Raw genomic sequence first — 19,574 nt, forward strand, 5'->3', positions numbered from 1 at the left:
GGGCTCGCCGGAACCCATCGAACTCGCCGCAACGTTCCGGCGATCCGGCAGCTTTCCGGCGAGTTCGACGGCGGGCGCCGGCTTAGCCCTTCAGCGCACCGTCCAGCAGCGCCCGCAGTTCCGTGAAGTGCCGCTCGGTGGCCTCGGGGTGGAACGCGGAGGTGTCCGCCATGGTGTAGCCATGCGGAGCGCCCTCGTAGATTTCATTGGACGCCTCAAGACCCGCTTTCTTGAGCGTTTCACCCAGCTGCGCGACGGCCTCCGGGGCCATGCTCCGGTCGTGGTCCGCATGGCCGAAGACGAACCGAGCTTTTGCGTCCTTGAGCCCCAGGTGCGGGCTGTCCGGCTCGTCGGTGACGAGGCCGCCCGCGTGGAAGCCGCCGCACGCTGCCACCTGGTTGGGGTGGGAGGTGGCAGTGCGGACGGCGAGCCGGGCGCCCATGCAGTAGCCGGTGGTTCCGATGGGGCCGGGTGCAACGCCGTCAAGCTCCCGGAGCGCTGAAACCCAGGCATCGATGTCCGGCAGCGCCTTGTCCGAGGTCAGCCGGCCGACCCTGGGGAAGGCGGCCTTGCCGGCTGCCTCCCGGCCTTCCTGGCTGGTCATGTCCCCGGCGGGGGCCAGCTCCCCAGCCGTTCCTTCCCGGTAGAAAACGTTTGGTGCCAGCACCACGTAGCCCCAGTCGGCGATGCGCTGGGCCATCTCCTGGATTCGGGGACGCAGGCCGAAGGCATCCATGTAGAAGATGACGCCCGGGAAAGGGCCGGTTCCGTTGGTCGGGCGGGCTACCAAGGCCTCGGCGGCACCGTCAGCGGCAGGGATTTCGATGGATTCGATAGGCATGGGGCCACCCTACCGGAGGCACCCGGAAGCGGCTCTCAGGAGTAGTACCGGCCCAGGGTCTCGGCCTTGAAGTCGAAGAACGTGCCGGACTCGATGGCCAGCCGGGCATCGTCCACCATTTTCACCACGAACCGCTCGTTGTGGATGGAGATGAGGGTGGCGGACACCATTTCCTTGGCCTTGAACAGGTGGTGGATGTAGGCGCGGGAGTAGTTGGCGCAGGCGTAGCAGTCACAGCCCTCCTGGAGCGGGCCGAAATCGCGTTTGTACTTGGCTCCGGAGAGGTTGAACCGGCCCTCCGGGGTGTAGAAGGCGGAGTTGCGGGCCACGCGGGTGGGGGAGACGCAGTCGAAGGTGTCGGCGCCGTTTTCGATGGCGGTGAAGATGTCGTCCGGCTCGGAGATGCCCAGCAGGTGCCGCGGCTTGTCCTCCGGCAGTTCCTCATTGCACCAGCGCACGATGGTGCCGAGGTTTTCCTTCTCCAGCGCCCCGCCGATCCCGAACCCGTCGAACGGCATGGCGCCCAGATCACGGCACGCCTTTCGGCGCAGGTCCTCGTACTGGGCGCCCTGGATCACGCCGAACAACGCCTGGTACGGCTTGCCGGCCCGTTCCTCCGTCAGGCGGAAGTGCTCCTCAAGGCACCGCTCCGCCCAGAGCCGGGTCCGCTCCAGCGACTCCTCCTGGTAGCGCCGAGAGTTCTGCAGCGTGGTGAGCTCGTCGAACGCGAACATGATGTCCGCACCGATCTGGTGCTGGACCTGCATGGAAATCTCGGGGGAGAACCGGTGCCGGTCCCCGTTCAGGTGGGACTTGAACCAGACCCCGTCATCGTCGATGTGTGCCAGGCGTTCCTTGCCGGGGGCTACGGCGTCATCCGGGCCGGAGGCGTCCACGGACTTCATGTCGATGACCTTCTTGAACCCGGAGCCCAGGCTCATCACCTGGAATCCGCCGGAGTCCGTGAATGTGGGGCCGGGCCAGTTCATGAATGCGCCGAGGCCGCCGGCTTCGTCAAGGATGTCAGGTCCCGGCTGCAGGTAGAGGTGGTAGGCGTTGGCCAGCAGTGCCTGCGCGCCAAGGTCCGCCATGGATTCCGGGAGGACGGACTTCACCGTTGCCTTGGTCCCGACGGCGATGAAAGCCGGTGTCTGGATCTCACCGTGCGGGGTGGTGATGGTGCCAGTGCGGCCCAGGAACTCCCCGCCGTTTTCGGCCTCCTGCGCCTGGGAGGGCGGGCAGGACTCCGCCAGGCGCGTGCCCACCGTGAAGGAAAACTGTGAACGGGTATCCGGCAGGGCGAAGGCAGGGTTGGCTGGCACCGTACCAGTGTGCCAGCAAAGCGCACGGCGCCAGTAAACCCGGCCCCAGTAAACCCCGGGACCGGTTAGCTCAGCTGGCCGGTTCCGAGGCCGGGTAGTTCGAAGCCCGCCAGGAATCCCAGGACTGCCGGATGGCGTCGAAAGCCCCTGCCCCAAGGTCGTAGGTGGAAGCGACAATCAGCGAGCCCTCGCCCTCCGCGCGGACGTCCTTGATGGCCGGGTGGTCGGCGACCACCAGCAGCCCCTCGCCGTGCTCCGCGTAGCTGTGCACCGTGAGGCCCACCTGGTGGCTGGTGCGGTACCAGACCTTGCCGCTGATCTCCTCGCCCGTGCCCAGCGTCACCTGGTACGGCTCACCCGCCGCCGGGAGGTCGGCGAGCCCCAGCTTCTCGATGGCTGAGCCGTTTCCCTCGGTCAAGTGCAGGAACAGGGTATGCCGCTTGCCGTGCGGGTGCCGTTCCAGGGCGAAGCGGAGCTGCTGCAGGAACGTCAGCCAGCCCTGCGTGATGTCCTCGTCCCAGGCAGCCCACTCGGAGTCATGGTCCACGGCGGAGCGGGTGACACTGACCCGGGTTCCACCGGCCTCCGGGTGGAGCTCAAACGTGTCCCCGCCGTGCACGGTAAGGCTGGTGTGGTCCGGTGCTTCCTGCACATCGCTGGAGAAGTAGATCTCCTTAATCTCGGACTCGAGGTCCTCGGACTGCCAGCCATGCCACTGGGCCACCTTGGACGGTTCACGCAGCATGGTCCAGACCTGCGGCGCGTCGGCGTTGATCACTACGCTGAGATTGTTGGTCATAGCCCCGAATGTACGCCCCGGAAACTGCCCCGGGTAGGGGCAATTTCCCCCGTCAGGCAGATGCCCGGAAGCTCAGGAGCGGACGGCCTCCAGCTCGTTGCTGATGCGCCGTTCCAGCTCCGACATCCCGATGGTTTCCGAGCCGCCGTGCGCCCGCAGGAAGAGCAGGGACTCCAGCCGCAGCAGCCGCCATTCGCGCTCGGCGTCATGGTTGGAGTTATCGATGGAGCGGAAGATTTCCTTGTCGTACAGGTTGGGTTCGTTGAGCGAGCGCTGCCGCACCTTGGCGGCCATCCGCGCCTTGAACGGGTCCGTTTCCTGGTTCTCCGGCGTGCGGATCAGCTTCTCGTACACCTCAGCGCGTTTGTCCTGGCCGTCCTGCCGGCAGATGTAGCTGGCCAGCGCCAGGGACGCCTCCACAGAGGTCCACCGGCCCGGGTTCCCGTCATAGGGCAGCACGGTCAAAAGGTCCGCCACGGACAGTGCGCCGTCGGCGTCCTTCAGGGTGATAAACAGTTCGTGCGCCAGGTCGCTGAGGTCCTTCAGGCAGCTTCCGGACTTGAAGTTCACGCCCTTGGACAGCCGGTCGGTCAGGAGCAGGACGCCCTCTGCGTCCGGGTGCGCCTCGGCGGCGGCTTCCACCACGGACTCGGGGGTGCCGGAAGGGGCCGGGATGAGCGCGAGTTCCTCCTCGCTGGGCCCGGTCACCGCGGGCGGCAGCGGCGGGAGGGGAGGCACGACGACGGCGGGGGAAACGGCGATAGGCCCGGTTCCGGGGCCGGGCTGCTCCTGCCGTCCGTCCTTGGGCGCGGCGGCTTCCGCCGGCGGGGTGGGCTCCGGAAGGTTTGCCGACAGCGGAAGCTGTGTGACGTCGTCGTGCGCTCCGTCCACCACCGTGACCATGGTGCCGATGGCCACCCGCAGCGTTCCGCCGCCGGAAAGGCTTGCCAGCACCAGTGCCGGGGAGCCGAAGTCGTCGTGCTCGAGCTCCACCTGGTCGATTTCGGCAGTGCGCCGGCCGTCGGGGAGGAGGATGTGGCTGCCGGTGGTCAGAGATCCAGCCTGCTGTTCACTGTGGTGCCTGGCGGCTGGTGATTCGGTCATGGGAGTCCTTAAGTTCTCTTGCGGTCCGCCCTACAGTCTACAAAGGCGGGCGCCTAAAACCGGGGACCCCCACGTCCCGGCGGGGTGCCTAGAAGCCCACGCCTGCGAACGCCAGGGCCTGCCGGATGAGGCCGCCGCGGCCGCCGGAAAATTCCATCTGGACGCCCGGGCTGAGGACTTCCTCGGGGGTCATCCAGGTCAGTTCCAGGGCGTCCTGGCGGGGCTCGCACTCGCCCGTCACCGGGATGACGTAGGCCAGCGACACGGCGTGTTGCCGCTCGTCCGTGAACCCTGTCTGGGAGGGCGCGGGGAAGTATTCGGCCACCGTGAACGGCACGGGGCTCAACGGCAGCTGCGGGAACGCCAGCGGACCCAGGTCCTTTTCCATGTGGCGCAACAGGGCGGCGCGGATGGTTTCGCGGTAGATGACCCGGCCGGACACCAGGGAACGCACCATGGTCCCGTCCGAATCCGCCTGCAGCAGCGTGCCCACCTCGTTGACGTACCCCAGCGGATCCAGCCTGACCGGTACGGCTTCCACGTACACCATGGGCAGCCGCCCCCGCGCCTCAAAGAGGTCTTCTTCAGAGAGCCAGCCGGGATTCGGGTCAGGTGTGCGCACGTTCATGCTTAAGTTCTACCCCATGGGGCGTCGCTGGGAGATCCACACCGTGGCGGGCGCGTTGGGGCTGCCCGCGTCGGGATTTGCCACGTGGAGGGTGCTTCCGAACGCCTCCTCGGTGAGGCTGGCGGTGAAACCGGCCGCGGTGAGCCGGTCCCGCAACGGTTCCAGGCCGCCGTCGTATTCAAAGCCCAAACCCGAGCGGGGTGCCCCTGCTGCCGGACGCACCAGGAGGACGCCGCCGTTCTTGGCCGTGAAGTCCGCGGTTTCGTCGTTGTCGGGGACGGGACGGGGGCGGGCGCCCACATGCAGCAGCGTGCGGACGGCTCCCTCCGGGTCCGCCGTGTACCAGACCGCGACGACGGCCAGGGCGGGGTCGGCGTCAGCGCACTGGGCGGCGTGGGCTGCTTTGTCGGCCATGAAACTGAAGCCGTCGGGGGCGCTGATCCGGCACGTTTCGCCGTGGGCCGCCGTGACCAGCTCAGCAGGCCGCGTTCCTTCCCCCTGCACTCCATCCTCTTCCTGCGCGGACAGGTTGGTGCGGCGCGCGAATTCGGCGACGTCGCCCACCTCCACCGCGAATACGGTGTGGCCGTCCTGCCCGGACCCGGCCTCCGCCCCGTGGAGCGCCAGCCGGCCCGACGCGGAATCGAAAACCTGCCAGCCGCCGTCGTCCTCTGTCTGCACCATCCCCAGAGCGGTGAGGAACTGCTTCCAGGAGTCAGTGCGTGAGGTGAAGTGGACGGGGCGGACTCGAAGCATGGCGTTGTCCTTCGGGCTGGGGGACGGTCTGTAGGGCCATAATGCCACCTGAAGATCCGGTGCACACGGGGCTTGTGGCCTGCCATTCCACAGGCAGAATTAGGCCATGGCCGATGACCTTGAGGAATTGCTGGTGCCGGATGCCGCTGCCTGGCGCGCCTGGCTGGAGGAAAACCACAGCACCAGCCCGGGCGTGTGGCTGGTCCTGCACAAGAAGGGCGGGACGGTGACGGGCCTGGACTACGCGGCCGCACTGGACGAGGCACTGTGCTTCGGCTGGATTGACGGTCAGGGCCGGCGCCGCGATGACGAAAGCGTGTTCCAGCGGATGACCCCGCGCCGCCCCCGCAGCATCTGGTCCGCACGGAACGTGGGGCACGTCGCCCGGCTGGAAGAGGCCGGCAAGATGACCGAGGCCGGCCGGGCGGCAGTGGAGGCGGCCAAGGCGGACGGCCGCTGGGAAGCGGCCTACGGCGGGCAAGCCGATGTGCAGGTTCCCGAGGACCTGGCCGCCGCCATCGCTGCAAACCCGGCCGCCCAGGCGATGTTCGATGTGCTCACCAAAACCAACCTGTTCTCCCTGGTGTACCGGACCAACTCGGCGAAGCAGGCCGCAACGCGGGAGCGCAGGATCGCCGGTTTCGTTGAGATGCTGGCCCGCGGTGAGACGCCCTATCCGCAGAAGAGGCGGCCCGCCGGGCTGGACTAGGGGAGGCCTGCGGCGGTTACGGCCGCGGCAGCCTCCAGCGCCATCCATGCCTGCAGTTGGGTGGCGAGCTCGACGGCGGCCCCCGGCGGATACGTCGCGGCCGCCGGTTGGGCCGCATGCATCGAGAAAATACTCCTGCCCTGCAGCCGCGCATTGGCCTCGCTGGGGCCAACCGGGCGGCGGCCGGACCAGAACGCCTCAGCAGTGTCCGTCACCAACCGGGCGGCTGTGGCACGGGTGGCGTGGGGAAGCCGGGTATCCGCTGCGGCAAGGGCCAGGTAACGGCAGAGGATCCCGGTGAAGAGGCCGCCGTCGCCGGTTCCCTCGCAGCGGAGCACCGAGCGCTGGGCTGCACTGCTATCCGGGCCGGCGGGAACCGTCAGCAGCTGCTGCACCGCGTCCACCAGGACGGCGGCCCGCGCCAGGTTCGCTTCGCCGCCCAGCTCCAGGAGCGCGCCCAGCACCGGGCCCTGGTTGTAGGTGTACACCGCCCGTTCCACCACCACGTCGCCGGCCGGGTTGAGGCGGACGCCGTCCAGGTAGAGGCCCTGCCCGGCGTCGAACAGGGTTGCATCCAGCCAGTCCAGCAGCGCCTGTGCCTTGATCGGCTGGCCCGTGCGGGCATAGAACAGTGCCACCGGCGCTGTGGCGGGGGTGTTCTTGAAGTCCCGCTTCTTGCTCCAGAACGTGCCGCCGCCCAGGTCGTCGGTGCAGGCCGCGTCGAACTGCAGCGCCAGCGACGCGCGGACTTTGGCGTTGCGGCGGCGGCCGGGGCGCCGTGTCTCCTCGGCCAGCCGGTCCAGCCGCAGGGTGGCCAGGGCAAGCCAGGCCATGTCGTCGTAATAGCTGTTCACAAAGGTCAGGGCGTTGCGGAGCCTGATGCCCGTCACCAGCCGCGAGGCCAGGTGGCCTGCGCTGGGCCGGTCCGGGCCGTCGAACCGGGCCGCGGGGGTCGCTCCGCTACCCAGTTCCCTCCTGCCGGTGTCCACCAGGCAGTCCACGTAATGCGCCTGCCACCAGTAGTGCCACGGGAGCGCCATAGCGGCGGCAGGCCGGGCCCGCCGTAGCAACGCGAACCACCGGCTGCCCGGATGGGCGGCTTGATCCTGTTGTTCCTGCTGGGCCTGCCGGCCCGGGTGCCTGCCCTGCCACAGCACCGCGCCCAGGTGGGTGCCGGGGAGGAACAGCAGCTTGTGGCCGAACAGGGCGGTGACGGAGCGGGCCGCATGGTTTGCCCTGTCTGGCCAGGCGGTCATGGAGGTGCTGCTGGACGTCATGCCGTCCACCCTAACCGTGCCGACGGGGAGGCCAAGGCAACGGGGCCTGTGCGAAGGGTGCGGCCCCGGGCGATTTCAGTTAACATTCATTAACTGTTGCTCGAGGCCGCGCCGCGGCATGGGGACACGCGCATCAAGGAGGATGTATGGACATCAAAGGCAGCGTCGCACTGGTGACAGGCGGTGCGTCCGGGCTGGGAGCGGCCACCGCACGGAGATTGTTCGACGGCGGCGCTTCGGTGGTGCTCGTCGACCTGCCGTCCTCGAACGGGCAGGCAATGGCGGACGAACTCAACGGCCGCGCCGAAGCCGGCCAGTCCGCCGTCTTCGCCCCGGCGGACGTGACCAGCGAGGCTGACGTGCGGGCCGCCGTCGGGACCGCCGCGGGAATGGGCCCGCTCCGGATCGTGGTGAACTGCGCCGGGATCGCCACGCCCGGCAAGGTGCTGGGACGCGACGGTGTGCTGCCCCTGGACACATTCAGCCGCGTCATCCAGGTGAACCTGGTGGGCACGTTCAACGTCCTGCGGCTGGCCGCCGAAGCCATGGTGGCCACCGAGCCCGCCGCCACCCCGCTGGGCGGCCCCGAACGCGGGGTCATCATCAACACGGCCTCCGTGGCGGCCTTCGACGGACAGATCGGCCAGCCCGCCTACTCCGCGTCCAAGGGTGCAGTGGCGGCGATGACCTTGCCCATCGCCCGGGAGCTGGCGCGATCGCTGGTCAGGGTGGTCACCATTGCTCCGGGCATCTTCGAGACACCCATGATGGCCGGGCTGCCGCAGGAAGCGCAGGATTCACTCGGCGCCCAGGTCCCGCACCCTTCCCGGCTGGGCAAGCCGGAGGAATACGCCAACCTGGTGGCGCACATCGTGGACAATGCCATGTTGAACGGCGAAACCATCCGCTTGGACGGTGCCATCAGGATGGGACCGAAATGAGCGCCCCGGACCTTTCGCTGTTGCCGGCCGCGGACTTCTTCGCGGTGGAATCGATGCTGGGCCAGGCCGAACGGAACAAGCTGGCCGAGCTGCGGGACTTCCTGGCGGCCGAGGTTGCCCCTTACGCCGGGGACTGGTGGAACAAGGCCGAGTTTCCGGCGCACATCCTGCCCAAGCTGGCCGCCCTGGAACTGAGCACGCCCGTGCACCGCGGCTACAGCCACCTCTTCGCCGGACTGGTCATCGCGGAGATAACCCGGGTGGACACATCCCTGGCCACCTTCTTCCTGGTCCATCACGACCTCTTTGTGGAATCCCTCCACACCTTCGGCACCGAGGACCAGAAGGAGCGGTTGCTCGCTGACGCGTCGGAGTTGCGCACCACCGGTGCCTTCGCGCTCACCGAACCCCTCCACGGGTCCGACGTGGCCGGCGGCATGGAGACGCGTGCCAGGCGGGTTTCGTCGATGACAGGAGAAGCGGACGACGACGGCGACGCCTGGGTGCTCAACGGTGCCAAGCGCTGGATCGGCAACGGGACGTTCTGCGACTACATGCTGGTATGGGCCCGGGACGAGGCGGACGGCGCGGTCCGGGGCTTCATCGTCGACGCCACTTTGCCGGGGGTCAGCCGGAGCAGGATCGAGAACAAGATCGCCCTGCGCACGGTGCAGAACGCGAACATAGAGTTCCGCGACGTCCTGGTGCCGGAAGCGGACCGCTTTGCCCGCATCAACAGCTTCGAGGACACCAAGGAACTGCTCCGCAGCTCCCGGATCATGGTGGCCTGGCAAGCGGTGGGCCAGCAGCTGGCAGCGTTCGACGTTGCCCGGCAGTACGCGGTGGAACGCCACCAGTTCGGCCGGCCGCTGGCCCATTTCCAGCTGATCCAGCAGCAGCTGGTGACCATGCTGGGCAACGCGGTGGCCAGCATGTCCATGATGGCCGGGATCGCCAGGCTGCAGGACCAGGACGCCGCCGACATGCCGCAGGTGGCCCTGGCCAAGTCCTACCTCAGTGCCCGGATGCGCGAAACCGTGGCGCTGGGCCGGTCGATTTTGGGCGGAAACGGCATCGTCACCGACTACCGGATGGCCAAGATCTTCGCCGACGCAGAGGCCATCTACACCTACGAGGGGTCATTCGAGGTCAACACCCTGATCGTGGGCCGGGCCATCACGGGCATTTCGGCCATTTCCTGAACTTCCCCGGGCGCTAGGCGGGATAGGGCTGCTTCTCGCCGGCCTCCACCCGCACGTCCAGGCTGTTGTTCTTCACGGGCATGGGGCAGGTGCCGAAGGGGGTGAAGGCGCTGGGGTAGTTGATGGCCCGGTTGAAATCGAGGACCACGGAACCGTCGGGCCGCGGCCTGGAGAGGGAAAGCTTCCGCCAGTCATCTGTGGTGTCCCCGTTGGTTTCGTCGTGGAACGTGACGGTCAGGGCGCCGAGTTTCTCTTCCTCCGCCTGCAGCCGGAACTCGTGGCTGCTGCCGGGCAGGCTGAAGACTACCTCGCCCACGCTGCGGTGCACGCCGTCCACCAATGGGTTCGCGGTGCCGATCGGTACGTCCACCGGCGCAGGGTAGGGCTCAAACCGGCCCGTCACTTCCCATTCCGGGTTGAAGGGGTAAGTGGGGACGGCGTCGAATTCCGTGAAGACCGGTGAGGCGTTGTCCCGGGTGCGGATGGCGTACCGCCCGCCGCGCATGGCCAGTTCCACCACCACCTGGTCCCCGTCCGGCCCGCCGAACTGCACCCACATCAGCGACTCCTCGTCCGCCAGGACGGCGGACAGGGTGCCGTCCACCCGTTCGCCCGTCTCCACCAGCGTGAGCCCGTCTGAAGGGACCGCGGTGAGGAACGCCGTCGTGCCCTTTGCGTCAGTGGACCACAACCCCGGGGCGAGGTCGACGGCGGCGGGGGAGTCCCCAAGCCACTGGAAGGAGGTGAGGGTGAGCCAGCCATGGGGCGAGGCCAGGGCCTTGTCCCGGTTGGTGCGGAAACGGTGCCAGCGCTCCACTTTCGCGGCTGGGGCGGTGGCCGTTGGTGCTGCGGCAGTTGAAGTTGGGGCGGCTGGGGTGGTGGCCATGGTTCCTTCCGTTGCGTGTGCTCCCGCTACAACCGCAAGAATGGCGTGTTCATTCCGTACCAAGTCCTCTTGTTCCATGTGGTGCGGAGAGTAGCGTTCTGCCATGAAGATCGCAGTTCTTGGCACGGGCACAGTAGGGCGCACCCTGGCAGCCGCGTTCAGCGCGTTGGGGCACCAGGTGGTTTTGGGCACGCGGGATCCTGGCGAAACCGCCGGCCGGACCAGCCCGGATCCCATGGGCGGTCCGCCATTCAAGGAATGGCAGGCAGGGCACGGCGACATCCTGCTGGGCACCTTCGCGGACGCTGCGGGTGACAGTGAGCTGGTGGTCAATGCCACGAACGGCGCCGCATCCCTTGCGGCCCTGGGCGCGGCAGGCGCCGCACGGCTGGCGGGAAAAGTCCTGGTGGACGTGTCCAACCCGCTCGACTTCTCGCAGGGGATGCCGCCGGTACTGAACCCGGTCAACACGGAAAGCCTGGCTGAGCGGATCCAACAGGCGTTTCCCCTGGCCAGGGTGGTGAAGACGCTCAACACCATGAATGCCGGACTGATGGTGGATCCGCGCCGGCTGGCGGATGGAGACCATTCAGTGTTCGTCTCCGGCGACGACGCCGAAGCCAAAAAGGTTGTCACCGGCCTGCTGGAATCGCTGGGCCACCGGGACATCATCGACCTGGGCGACATCACCACGGCCCGCGGCGCCGAGATGGTGCTGCCGCTCTGGCTGCGGTTGTTCGGCGCGCTGGGGACCCCTGATTTCAACTTCAAAGTCATCCGCCGGGTTTGAATGGGGAGGTGGACATCCTTGGCGGAGTGAATCGGGAGTGGCTGGCGGCGCTCACCTGGATAGCCGCCGCGGCTGCCGGCGCGGGCGTGCTGGTGTGGCGGCGAAGAAGAGTGGACCTCGCGGCGCTCGCCGCCGTCGTCGTCTTTATGGCAGTCAACATCGGTGCCGGCATCTACGTCCTGAACCACCTGGCGGACGGCCGCTGGGGCGGGGATGCGCAGGCCAAGCTCGCTCCGCCGTCGCTGTCCGGGACCCCTGTGGTGGGCCAGTTCCTGGAGCCCCTTGAGAGAGCGATGGCCGGAATGGCCGGCAGCGTCAACGACTTCATCGACTTCCAGGCCGCACTGCCTGTTGCACTGGGCTTCTTCGCGGCCGCAGGCTGGGCGCTGGCCGTTTCCGTCCCGCTGGCGCTGGCAGCCGCAGCAGTGCAGGCCCGGCTTGCACGCCGCCGGAAGGCCGAGGCTGTCGCATGGCAGGACGAGGTGGAAAAACTACGCAGGGAACTCGAAGCCGTCAAACGCCACGTGGGTATCACGACATCTTTTGAGACGGATTCCACTGCCGCGCAGGAGCGGGGGTAGCATCTTTAGCTAGTAACGTGGCTCACAGTATCCAGCGCAGTGTACGAGCCAAGTCCGAACCCCTCGAAAGATTGTTTCAATGGCTCACACTGCAACACCCCCCGAAACCGATCTTGCCTCCGAACTGCGCGCGGACGTCCGGCGCGTCTCCACGCTGCTGGGCGAGTCCCTGGTCCGCCAGCACGGGCCGGAGCTCCTGGACCTCGTGGAGCAGGTCCGGCTCCTGACCAAGGAATCCAAGGAAGCGGCGCGGGGCGGTGCGCACGCCACCGGTCCCTGGAGCGCGCACGACGTCGTTGCCCAGGTCCGTGAACTCCTCGGCTCCCTGCCCATCGAGCAGGCAACCGACCTGGTCCGTGCCTTCGCGTTCTACTTCCACCTGGCCAACGCCGCAGAACAGGTCCACCGCGTCCGCGGCCTGCGGACCCGCGCCGAAAAGGACGGCTGGCTGGCCAAGACCGTGGCGGACATCGCCGCGCAGGCCGGACCCGACGTCCTGCAGGAAGTGGTCAACGGCCTGGATGTGCGCCCCATCTTCACGGCACACCCCACCGAAGCCTCCCGCCGCTCGGTCCTGGACAAGATCCGCAAGCTCTCCGACGTCCTGTCCCAGTCCACCGCGGAAGGGTCCACGGCCCGGCGCCGGCAGGACCGGCAGCTGGCGGAGATCATCGACCAGATGTGGCAGACGGATGAGCTGCGCCAGGTCCGCCCCACCCCGGTCGATGAGGCCCGGAACGCCATTTACTACCTGGGCGGCATCCTCACCGATGCCATGCCCGAAATGCTGTCCGAACTCTCAGAGCTGTTGGGCGAGCACGGCGTCACCCTTGCCTCCAAGGACGCCCCCATCCGGTTCGGCTCCTGGATCGGCGGTGACCGCGACGGCAACCCGAACGTCACCGCGGCCGTGACCCGGGAAATCCTGCAGATCCAGAACCAGAGTGCCATCCGGATCAGCATTGGGATGATCGACGAACTGATCTCCATCCTCTCCAACTCCACTGCACTGGCAGGCGCGGACGAATCGCTGCTGAAGTCCATCGACGAGGACCTGCAGAAGCTCCCCGGCCTGGACAAGCGCGTCCTGGAGCTGAACGCCCAGGAGCCCTACCGGCTCAAGCTCACCTGCATCAAGGCCAAGCTCATCAACACCGGCAAACGCGTGGCTGCGAACTCCAACCACGAACACGGCCGTGACTACAGCGGCACGGACGAACTGCTGGCAGACCTGCACCTGCTGGAGCTGTCGCTCCGCAACCACTCCGCAGCGCTGGCTGCCGACGGTTCCCTGGCCCGGGTGCGCCGCGCCATCGCCTCCTTCGGCCTGCACCTGGCCACGCTGGACATCCGCGAGCATGCAGACCACCACCACGACGCCGTGGGGCAGTTGATGGACCGGATCGGCGGCCCTGGGCTGCGCTACGCCGAGCTGAGCCGCGAGGAACGCTTTGAGGTGCTTGGCTCCGAGCTGGCCTCCCGCCGTCCGCTGTCCGGCCACCCCATCAAGCTCGACGGTGCCGCCGACGGCACGTACGACGTCTTCCGGGAGATCCGCCGCGCCCTGCGCCTGTACGGCCCGGACGTCATCGAGACCTACATCATCTCCATGACCCGCGGTGCCGACGACGTCCTGGCCGCCGCCGTACTGGCCCGCGAGGCCGGACTCATCAACCTTTTCGGTGACAAGCCCTACGCCAAGCTCGGCTTCGCGCCGCTGCTGGAGACCGTGGAGGAACTGCGGGCCTCCGCCGAGATCATTGACCAGTTGCTCTCCGATCCCTCATACCGCGAACTGGTGCGGCTGCGCGGGGACGTCCAGGAAGTGATGCTGGGCTACTCGGACTCCAACAAGGAATCCGGTGTGATGACCAGCCAGTGGGAAATCCACAAGACCCAGCGGAAGCTGCGTGATATCGCCGCCAAGCACGGTGTCCGCGTACGCCTGTTCCACGGCCGCGGCGGTTCCGTAGGCCGCGGCGGCGGACCCACCTACGATGCCATCCTGGCCCAGCCCAACGGTGTCCTGGAAGGCGAGATCAAGTTCACCGAGCAGGGTGAAGTCATCTCCGACAAGTACTCCCTGCCGGAGCTCGCCCGCGAAAACCTGGAGCTGTCGCTGGCCGCTGTGCTCCAGGGGTCCGCCCTGCACCGTGACCCGCGCACCTCAGAGGACCAGCGGGAACGCTACGGGCACGTCATGGAGGTGATCTCGGACGCCGCCTTTGACCGGTACCGGAAGCTGATCGACCATCCCGACCTGCCCGCCTACTTCATGGCCTCCACGCCTGTAGAGCAGCTGGGTTCCCTGAACATCGGTTCCCGCCCGTCCAAGCGCCCGGATTCGGGTTCCGGCCTGGGCGGCCTGCGCGCCATCCCGTGGGTGTTCGGCTGGACCCAGTCCCGGCAGATCGTGCCGGGCTGGTTCGGTGTGGGATCCGGTCTCAAGGCCGCCCGCGAGGCCGGCCACTCCGCCCAGCTGGTGGAAATGATGGACCACTGGCACTTCTTCCGCTCCGTGCTGTCCAACGTGGAGATGACACTTGCGAAGACGGACATGGACATCGCCGGCTACTACGTGTCCACCCTGGTCCCGGAGGAACTCCACCACCTCTTCCGGACCATCCGCGAGGAGTACGAGCTCACCGTGGCCGAGGTGCGAAAGCTCACCGGCGAGGACATCCTCCTGGACGCGCAGCCAACCCTGAAGCGCTCCCTGGAAATCCGCGACCAGTACCTGGACCCCATCAGCTACCTGCAGGTGGAACTGCTGCGCCGCATCCGGACAGAATCCGAAATCAGCGGGGCCGAACCCGACGAACGCCTCCAGCGGGCCATGCTCATCACCGTCAACGGCGTGGCAGCCGGCCTCCGCAACACCGGGTAACCCTCCAACCCGGCGTTTGGATAGGGTGGAGGGCATGCCTTCCTTCCAGACCCGCCTCAAGATCACCGGGCTTCGGCCGGGCAATCCGCCGGAGTCCGTCATGGACGCGGCGGTGGAGGCGCTGGGTACCCGACACCATGTGGAGGCGCACCAGCTCCAGCTCGCCGGAGGCGTGCCGCAGCTGAACCTGCGCTTCCTCGTGGAGGCGAGTGAATACAGCGGCGAGAACCGCCAGGCGGTGGAATCGGCAGCCATGATGCGCGACGCCGTCGAACGCGTTGCGCTGACGGGTGCACTGAGCGTGCTGCGGCGCAGCCGCGGCAAGTGGCTGCCCGTCTAGCCTGCGTCGGGGATGGGCTCGTCCTCCACCGGCGAGCGGTTGCCGCGCCGGCGGGTGACGATGATGCCCACGACGGCGCCGATCACCAGGCCCAGCGCCACGCCTATGAGGGAGCTGGCCCAGAACGGCAGCTTGGTGGTTGAACCGGTGAAGTACCCCAGGCCCACCAGCCAGCACGCCCACAGGACCGCTCCCAGACCGGCGCACAGGCCGAAGCCCCGGACCGAAACGTTGGCCACGCCAGACGCCGCCGAAGTGGCAAGCCGGCCGCCGGAGATGAACCGGGCGCCGATGATGGTTCCGTAGGTGGAGGACCGCCCCGCCTTGGCCAGCGCCGAATGAATGCCGGCATGGACGCGCCGGCCCCACTTCCAGCGGTCCAGCACATGGCTGAGGCGACGCCGGAAGAGATGGAACACCACCATGTCACCCAGCCAGGACGCCACGGCTGCGAGCACCAGCACCAGGAACACGTTGGCCCGACCGTCCGCGGACAGCGCGCCGCCGGTAATCACCACCATTTCGGACGGGATGGGCGGAAAAATGGCGTCGCCGATCACCATCGGGACGACCCATAAATAGAAGGTCGCTCCCCAGCTGTCGATGCTGCCGAAGTCCATTGCCACAACGTACCGCACTTGGGAAACTGGCGGCATGCGGATCTCTGTTCTGCAGGGCGACATTACGCAGCGGCGGGTGGACGTGGTGGTGAACGCCGCCAACGCGTCACTGCTCGGCGGCGGGGGAGTGGACGGAGCGCTGCACCGGGCCGCCGGGCCGGAGCTGCTGGCAGCGTGCAGAGAACTGCGGGAAAGCGCGTTGCCGCACGGCCTCCAAACCGGCGCCGCCGTGGCGACCCCCGCGTTCCAGCTGCCCGCCCGCTGGGTGGTGCACACAGTGGGGCCCAACCGGCATGCGGGCCAGACCAACCGTGCGCTCCTGGTGTCTTGCTTCAGCGAAAGCCTGCGGCTGGCCGACACTTTGGGTGCGCAGGAGATGGCCTTTCCCGCGGTGGGAGCCGGAGCCTACGGGTGGAGCGCGGCGGCTGTGGCGCAGGCAGCGCAGGACGCTGTGGCAGGGTTCCGGTCCTCGCACCCGGACAGCGGTCTGGAGCTGGTGGAGTTCGTACTGCACACCGCCGGGGTCGAGGCCGTGTTTAGGGAAGTGCTCGGGGTTTAAGGACGGGCCAGAAGTTTAGGGATGTGCCCGGACCGCTTCGCTGAGCTCCAGGCCGCTGCGGTACTCCACGGGCTCCCCCGAGATAGGGTCCACGAAACGGATGCCGCGGGCCAGGAGTTGGAGCGGCTTGGCGTAATCGTCCGGGGCCTTGTCCAGCAGGTCCGGGTAGAAGGCGTCGTTGACGATCCCCAGTCCCAGGGAAGCCATGTGGACGCGCAGTTGGTGGGTCTTGCCGGTGTGCGGTTCCAGCCGATACCGTGCGAGGCGGTGGGCACCCGAGGTTCCGGCCGCACCCACAGCCGTGCCGCCGTCGAACGTTTCCAGCCGCTCAATCCTGGTTTCAGCGTTCGGCTCGCCGTCGACGACTTCCGCCAGCAGGTAGCTGCGGGACTTGGTCATCCGGTTCCGGACCACCACGGGAAATTCGACGGCGGGGTATCCCGGCGCGGGCTCGGCGGCGGAAACGCACTCGTACTCTTTCTGCACCTGCCGTTTCTCGAACAGCACCTGGTACTTGCCGCGCGTTAGCGGATTGGTGGAGAAGAGCAGGACGCCGGCGGTCATGCGGTCCAGCCGATGCATGGGGATCAGGTCCGGCAGGTCCAGCTGGTTGCGCAGCCGGACCAGGGCGGACTCCTGGATGTAGGTGCCGCCCGGCGTGGTGGGCAGGAAATGTGGCTTGTCCACCACCAGCAGGTGCTCGTCCTGGTGCAGGATGCTGAGCTCCACCGGCAGGCGGGTTTCCGGGGGCAGCGTCCGGTAGTACCAGATGAAGGTGTGGTCCTCCAGCTTGGTGTGCCGGGTCAGGGGCACGCCGCCCTCGCCCACGATCTCGCCGGCGTCGAACCGGTCCTCGATGCCCTGCGGATCGATGTGGCCCCACCGGTGCATCATGTAGTCCATCGCAGTGTTCCACGGACCCTCGTCCGGAAGCCGCAGGCGGGTGGCGTTGACGCCGTCGCGCACGGGGAGGGGGGATTGCATCACCGGTCCATTCTACCGGTGCCGAATATTGTCCTTCCTTTGAAGGCTCCCGTGACCGGTGCCTCCCCAAACCGCCGGAACGGTGCGGGGACGCCGTACCGTTCCCGGGGTTCCCGCACCGTTCCGGCGACCTCCGTGGGGAAGTTGTTCCCGGATCAGGCGATGGCGATGGCGGGCGCCTGGGTCAGTGAGCGCCGAAGCTGGGGTGCGGCGTCGAGTTTGTCCTGGGCGGCCCGCAGGGCCAGCACCGCGGTCTCCAGCTTCGCCGGCGGGAGCGTGAAGGGCAGCCGCAGGTTGCGTTCGAATGCGCCGCCGATCCCGAACCGGGGGCCTGCCGCCAGCCTGATGCCAAAGTCCGGCGCCAGCACGGTAAGCGCCGTGCTGATGGGTCCGGGAAGCCTGCACCACACGGACAGGCCGCCGGGAGGCGGCGTCACCTGCCACGTCGGGAGGTGCTCCGCGAGGAGGCCGAGCAGTGCGGAGCGGTTGCGGCGCAGCGTCTGCAGCAGTGCGGGCAGTGGTTCTTCCAGGGCCCGGACCAGGTGGGCAGCGGCCAGTTGCTCCATGACGGGGCCGCCAAGGTCCAGGGTGGTGCGGGCTGCGGCGAAGCGCTGGATCATCGGTTCCGATGCCCGGATCCAGCCGGTGCGCAGGCCGCCCCAGTGGGACTTGCTCAGCGATCCGATGGACACAACAGAGCTGCTGAACCCGGCAAGGGGAGTTGTGGCAACGCCGTCGAGGTTGAGGTCCCGGAGCGTCTCATCCGCCACCAGCACGGTTCCGGCCGCCGCGGCGGCGCGGGCCAGTCGGCGGCGCTGGGCATCAGGCATGATCATGCCCGTGGGGTTGTGGAAGTCCGGGACCACGTATGCAAGTTTTGGCTGTTGCTGCGCCATGGCGGATTCCAGTGCCGGCAGGTCCCAGCCGGACTCCGCGAACGACACCGGTACCGGCCTGCACCGGGCCGAGCGGACGGCATCCAGCGCATGGGGGTAGCTCGGGTGCTCCACCAGGATGCGGTCCTGCCGGTCGGCGAGGGTGCGGATGATGATGGTCAGGGCGTGCTGGGCGCCGGACGTCACCATGATCTGGCCTGGGTGGGTCGGCACTCCGGCTGCTGAATACCGGTCCGCCACCGCTTGGCGCAGCGGCAGCAGTCCCAGGGCGTCGTACCCGAAGCCGGGGAGCAGGGCGGGAAGCTCGGTCAGGGCCGCGGCAAAGGCCCGGTGCACCACCTCGCCGCTCGCGGGCAGCGCGGAATATGCCAGGTCGATAAGTCCCCCAGGCGCAGCCAGCCCGGGCGCAGTGAGCCCGGGTGCGGTGAGCCCTGGCGCCGGGGGGACGGCGGACGGCGGCTGGGGACCGAAGAGTGCCGGGCCGAACGGAGTGAGTTCGGGAATGCGGGTCTTGCCCCGGCTCCCTTGCCCGCTGCTGAGGAACCCCTGCTCGCGGAGGGAGGCGTAGGCCGCGGTCACCGTGGTGCGGCTGACTGCCAGGGCATCGCACAGCGAACGCTCACTGGGCAGGGCAGTATCGAGCGGTATCCGACCATCCAGGATGAGCAGCCGCACCACGTCGGCCAGTTCACGGTAGGCCGGTCCCGTTCCGCTGTTCCAAGGGCCAAGGAGGCGGGATAAGGAGAGGGCGGTAAGGGCGGCGGCCATGTAGCCAGTATCTCAGACTGGATATGTAAACAAATGCCAGTTGGTTGCGAACATGGTTGCATGATGACCCGCAGATTGATCCAGCTCTTCACCGGCCTCGCCTTGTACGGCATCTCCTTGGCCATGTTCATCCGCGCCGGCCTGGGCCTGGATCCGTGGGACGTCTTCCACCAGGGGCTGGCCAACCGCACCGGGCTCAGTATTGGCCTGGTGGTCATCATCGTGAGTTTCCTGGTGTTGTTGCTGTGGATCCCGTTGCGGCAGATGCCTGGGTTCGGGACTTTGTGCAACGCCATCCTGGTCGGCGTCTTCGCGGACATCGGCCTGGCACTGCTCCCACCGGTATCCCACTTGGCCGTCCAGATTGTGCTCCTCGCCGGGGCCGTACTGGTAAACGCCATCGCCTCGGCCTGTTACATCGGGGCCGGCTTTGGGCCGGGTGCCCGTGACGGTCTCATGACTGGCCTGGCCCGCCGGACCGGATGGACCGTAAGGATGTCCCGCACGCTCATCGAGGTGACCGTGCTGGCGGCCGGCTGGCTGCTGGGCGGTTCGGTGGGCGTGGGAACGGTGGTGTACGCGCTGGCCATCGGCCCCCTGGTGCACGTGCTGCTGCCGCGCTTCACCGTGAATCCCGCACCGCGGAAGACCAGCAGTGAAAGCAGCGCGGCGAACTGTTGACTG

The 19,574-nt window shown here is 67.8% G+C and carries 20 protein-coding genes; 9 read left to right on the forward strand and 11 right to left on the reverse strand.

The window, feature by feature from the left end:
- Nucleotides 1-82: 82 nt before the first annotated feature.
- From LFT49_RS03665 to LFT49_RS03690, 6 genes are all read right to left on the reverse strand, one after another.
- Nucleotides 83-841, reverse strand: a complete 759-nt coding sequence (locus tag LFT49_RS03665) for a dienelactone hydrolase family protein (RefSeq protein WP_237429783.1) — start codon at nt 839-841, stop codon at nt 83-85.
- Nucleotides 842-876: 35 nt separating this feature from the next.
- Nucleotides 877-2,163: a tRNA guanosine(34) transglycosylase Tgt gene (gene tgt / locus LFT49_RS03670; protein ID WP_236800983.1), complete on the reverse strand. Its 1,287-nt coding sequence runs from the start codon at nt 2,161-2,163 to the stop codon at nt 877-879.
- Between the two features lie 70 nt (nt 2,164-2,233).
- On the reverse strand, nt 2,234-2,962 hold the full coding sequence (locus LFT49_RS03675) for an SRPBCC family protein (protein ID WP_236821194.1): 729 nt from the start codon (nt 2,960-2,962) through the stop codon (nt 2,234-2,236).
- 72 nt (nt 2,963-3,034) lie between these two features.
- Nucleotides 3,035-4,066 carry a DUF6707 family protein gene (locus LFT49_RS03680; protein ID WP_237429784.1) on the reverse strand — a complete coding sequence of 344 codons (1,032 nt, stop codon included), beginning with the start codon at nt 4,064-4,066 and terminating at the stop codon, nt 3,035-3,037.
- A gap of 88 nt (nt 4,067-4,154) precedes the next feature.
- Complete coding sequence (locus tag LFT49_RS03685) at nt 4,155-4,694, reverse strand: NUDIX hydrolase family protein (RefSeq protein ID WP_236800987.1); 540 nt, start codon at nt 4,692-4,694, stop codon at nt 4,155-4,157.
- A gap of 9 nt (nt 4,695-4,703) precedes the next feature.
- Entirely contained in the window at nt 4,704-5,450 is a 747-nt protein-coding gene (locus LFT49_RS03690; RefSeq protein ID WP_237429785.1) for a VOC family protein, read from the reverse strand.
- Nucleotides 5,451-5,556: 106 nt separating this feature from the next.
- On the opposite strand from LFT49_RS03690, the gene LFT49_RS03695 reads away from it, so the two are divergent.
- Entirely contained in the window at nt 5,557-6,159 is a 603-nt protein-coding gene (locus tag LFT49_RS03695; protein ID WP_237429786.1) for a YdeI/OmpD-associated family protein, read from the forward strand.
- Here the strand turns inward: LFT49_RS03695 and LFT49_RS03700 are convergent.
- The gene (locus tag LFT49_RS03700) at nt 6,156-7,436 is read right to left on the reverse strand and encodes a glycoside hydrolase family 76 protein (RefSeq protein ID WP_237429787.1); all 1,281 of its coding nucleotides are present in this window, start codon (nt 7,434-7,436) and stop codon (nt 6,156-6,158) included. The genes LFT49_RS03695 and LFT49_RS03700 overlap by 4 nt on opposite strands.
- A 146-nt stretch (nt 7,437-7,582) precedes the next feature.
- Between LFT49_RS03700 and LFT49_RS03705 the strand changes: the two genes are divergently transcribed.
- Both LFT49_RS03705 and LFT49_RS03710 read left to right on the forward strand, forming a co-directional pair.
- Nucleotides 7,583-8,377, forward strand: a complete 795-nt coding sequence (locus tag LFT49_RS03705) for a 3-hydroxyacyl-CoA dehydrogenase (RefSeq protein ID WP_237429788.1) — start codon at nt 7,583-7,585, stop codon at nt 8,375-8,377.
- Complete coding sequence (locus LFT49_RS03710) at nt 8,374-9,579, forward strand: acyl-CoA dehydrogenase family protein (RefSeq protein WP_237429789.1); 1,206 nt, start codon at nt 8,374-8,376, stop codon at nt 9,577-9,579. Before LFT49_RS03705 ends, LFT49_RS03710 begins: the two co-directional genes overlap by 4 nt.
- Before the next feature lie 13 nt (nt 9,580-9,592).
- On the opposite strand, the gene LFT49_RS03715 is transcribed toward LFT49_RS03710, so the two are convergent.
- Nucleotides 9,593-10,465, reverse strand: coding sequence for a DUF1684 domain-containing protein (locus tag LFT49_RS03715; RefSeq protein WP_237429790.1), 873 nt, complete (start codon nt 10,463-10,465; stop codon nt 9,593-9,595).
- Nucleotides 10,466-10,568: 103 nt separating this feature from the next.
- Here LFT49_RS03715 and LFT49_RS03720 point away from each other — a divergent pair, with 103 nt between their 5' ends.
- From LFT49_RS03720 to LFT49_RS03735, 4 genes are all read left to right on the forward strand, one after another.
- The gene (locus LFT49_RS03720; RefSeq protein ID WP_237429791.1) at nt 10,569-11,255 is read left to right on the forward strand and encodes an NADPH-dependent F420 reductase; all 687 of its coding nucleotides are present in this window, start codon (nt 10,569-10,571) and stop codon (nt 11,253-11,255) included.
- Between the two features lie 8 nt (nt 11,256-11,263).
- Nucleotides 11,264-11,836, forward strand: a complete 573-nt coding sequence (locus LFT49_RS03725; RefSeq protein WP_236821200.1) for a hypothetical protein — start codon at nt 11,264-11,266, stop codon at nt 11,834-11,836.
- 79 nt (nt 11,837-11,915) lie between these two features.
- Nucleotides 11,916-14,723 carry a phosphoenolpyruvate carboxylase gene (gene ppc, locus LFT49_RS03730; protein ID WP_236800998.1) on the forward strand — a complete coding sequence of 936 codons (2,808 nt, stop codon included), beginning with the start codon at nt 11,916-11,918 and terminating at the stop codon, nt 14,721-14,723.
- A gap of 34 nt (nt 14,724-14,757) precedes the next feature.
- Nucleotides 14,758-15,063, forward strand: coding sequence for a hypothetical protein (locus LFT49_RS03735; RefSeq protein WP_236800999.1), 306 nt, complete (start codon nt 14,758-14,760; stop codon nt 15,061-15,063).
- Here LFT49_RS03735 and LFT49_RS03740 read toward each other — a convergent pair.
- Complete coding sequence (locus tag LFT49_RS03740) at nt 15,060-15,683, reverse strand: DedA family protein (protein WP_237429792.1); 624 nt, start codon at nt 15,681-15,683, stop codon at nt 15,060-15,062. The two genes, LFT49_RS03735 and LFT49_RS03740, sit on opposite strands and share 4 nt — an antisense overlap.
- 34 nt (nt 15,684-15,717) lie before the next feature.
- Here LFT49_RS03740 and LFT49_RS03745 point away from each other — a divergent pair, with 34 nt between their 5' ends.
- Nucleotides 15,718-16,242 carry an O-acetyl-ADP-ribose deacetylase gene (locus LFT49_RS03745; protein ID WP_236821201.1) on the forward strand — a complete coding sequence of 175 codons (525 nt, stop codon included), beginning with the start codon at nt 15,718-15,720 and terminating at the stop codon, nt 16,240-16,242.
- Nucleotides 16,243-16,257: 15 nt separating this feature from the next.
- On the opposite strand, the gene LFT49_RS03750 is transcribed toward LFT49_RS03745, so the two are convergent.
- Together LFT49_RS03750 and yczR are read right to left on the reverse strand one after the other, a co-directional pair.
- Entirely contained in the window at nt 16,258-17,226 is a 969-nt protein-coding gene (locus LFT49_RS03750; protein ID WP_237430465.1) for an RluA family pseudouridine synthase, read from the reverse strand.
- 155 nt (nt 17,227-17,381) lie between these two features.
- Nucleotides 17,382-18,890 (reverse strand): MocR-like transcription factor YczR, encoded by a 1,509-nt coding sequence (gene yczR, locus LFT49_RS03755; RefSeq protein ID WP_237429793.1) that lies wholly within the window; start codon nt 18,888-18,890, stop codon nt 17,382-17,384.
- Nucleotides 18,891-18,950: 60 nt separating this feature from the next.
- On the opposite strand from yczR, the gene yczE reads away from it, so the two are divergent.
- Nucleotides 18,951-19,571, forward strand: coding sequence for a membrane protein YczE (yczE, locus tag LFT49_RS03760; RefSeq protein ID WP_237429794.1), 621 nt, complete (start codon nt 18,951-18,953; stop codon nt 19,569-19,571).
- The last annotated feature ends 3 nt before the right edge of the window (nt 19,572-19,574 follow it).

Source organism: Arthrobacter sp. FW306-06-A (assembly GCF_021870055.1).
Classification (GTDB): Bacteria; Actinomycetota; Actinomycetes; order Actinomycetales; family Micrococcaceae; genus Arthrobacter.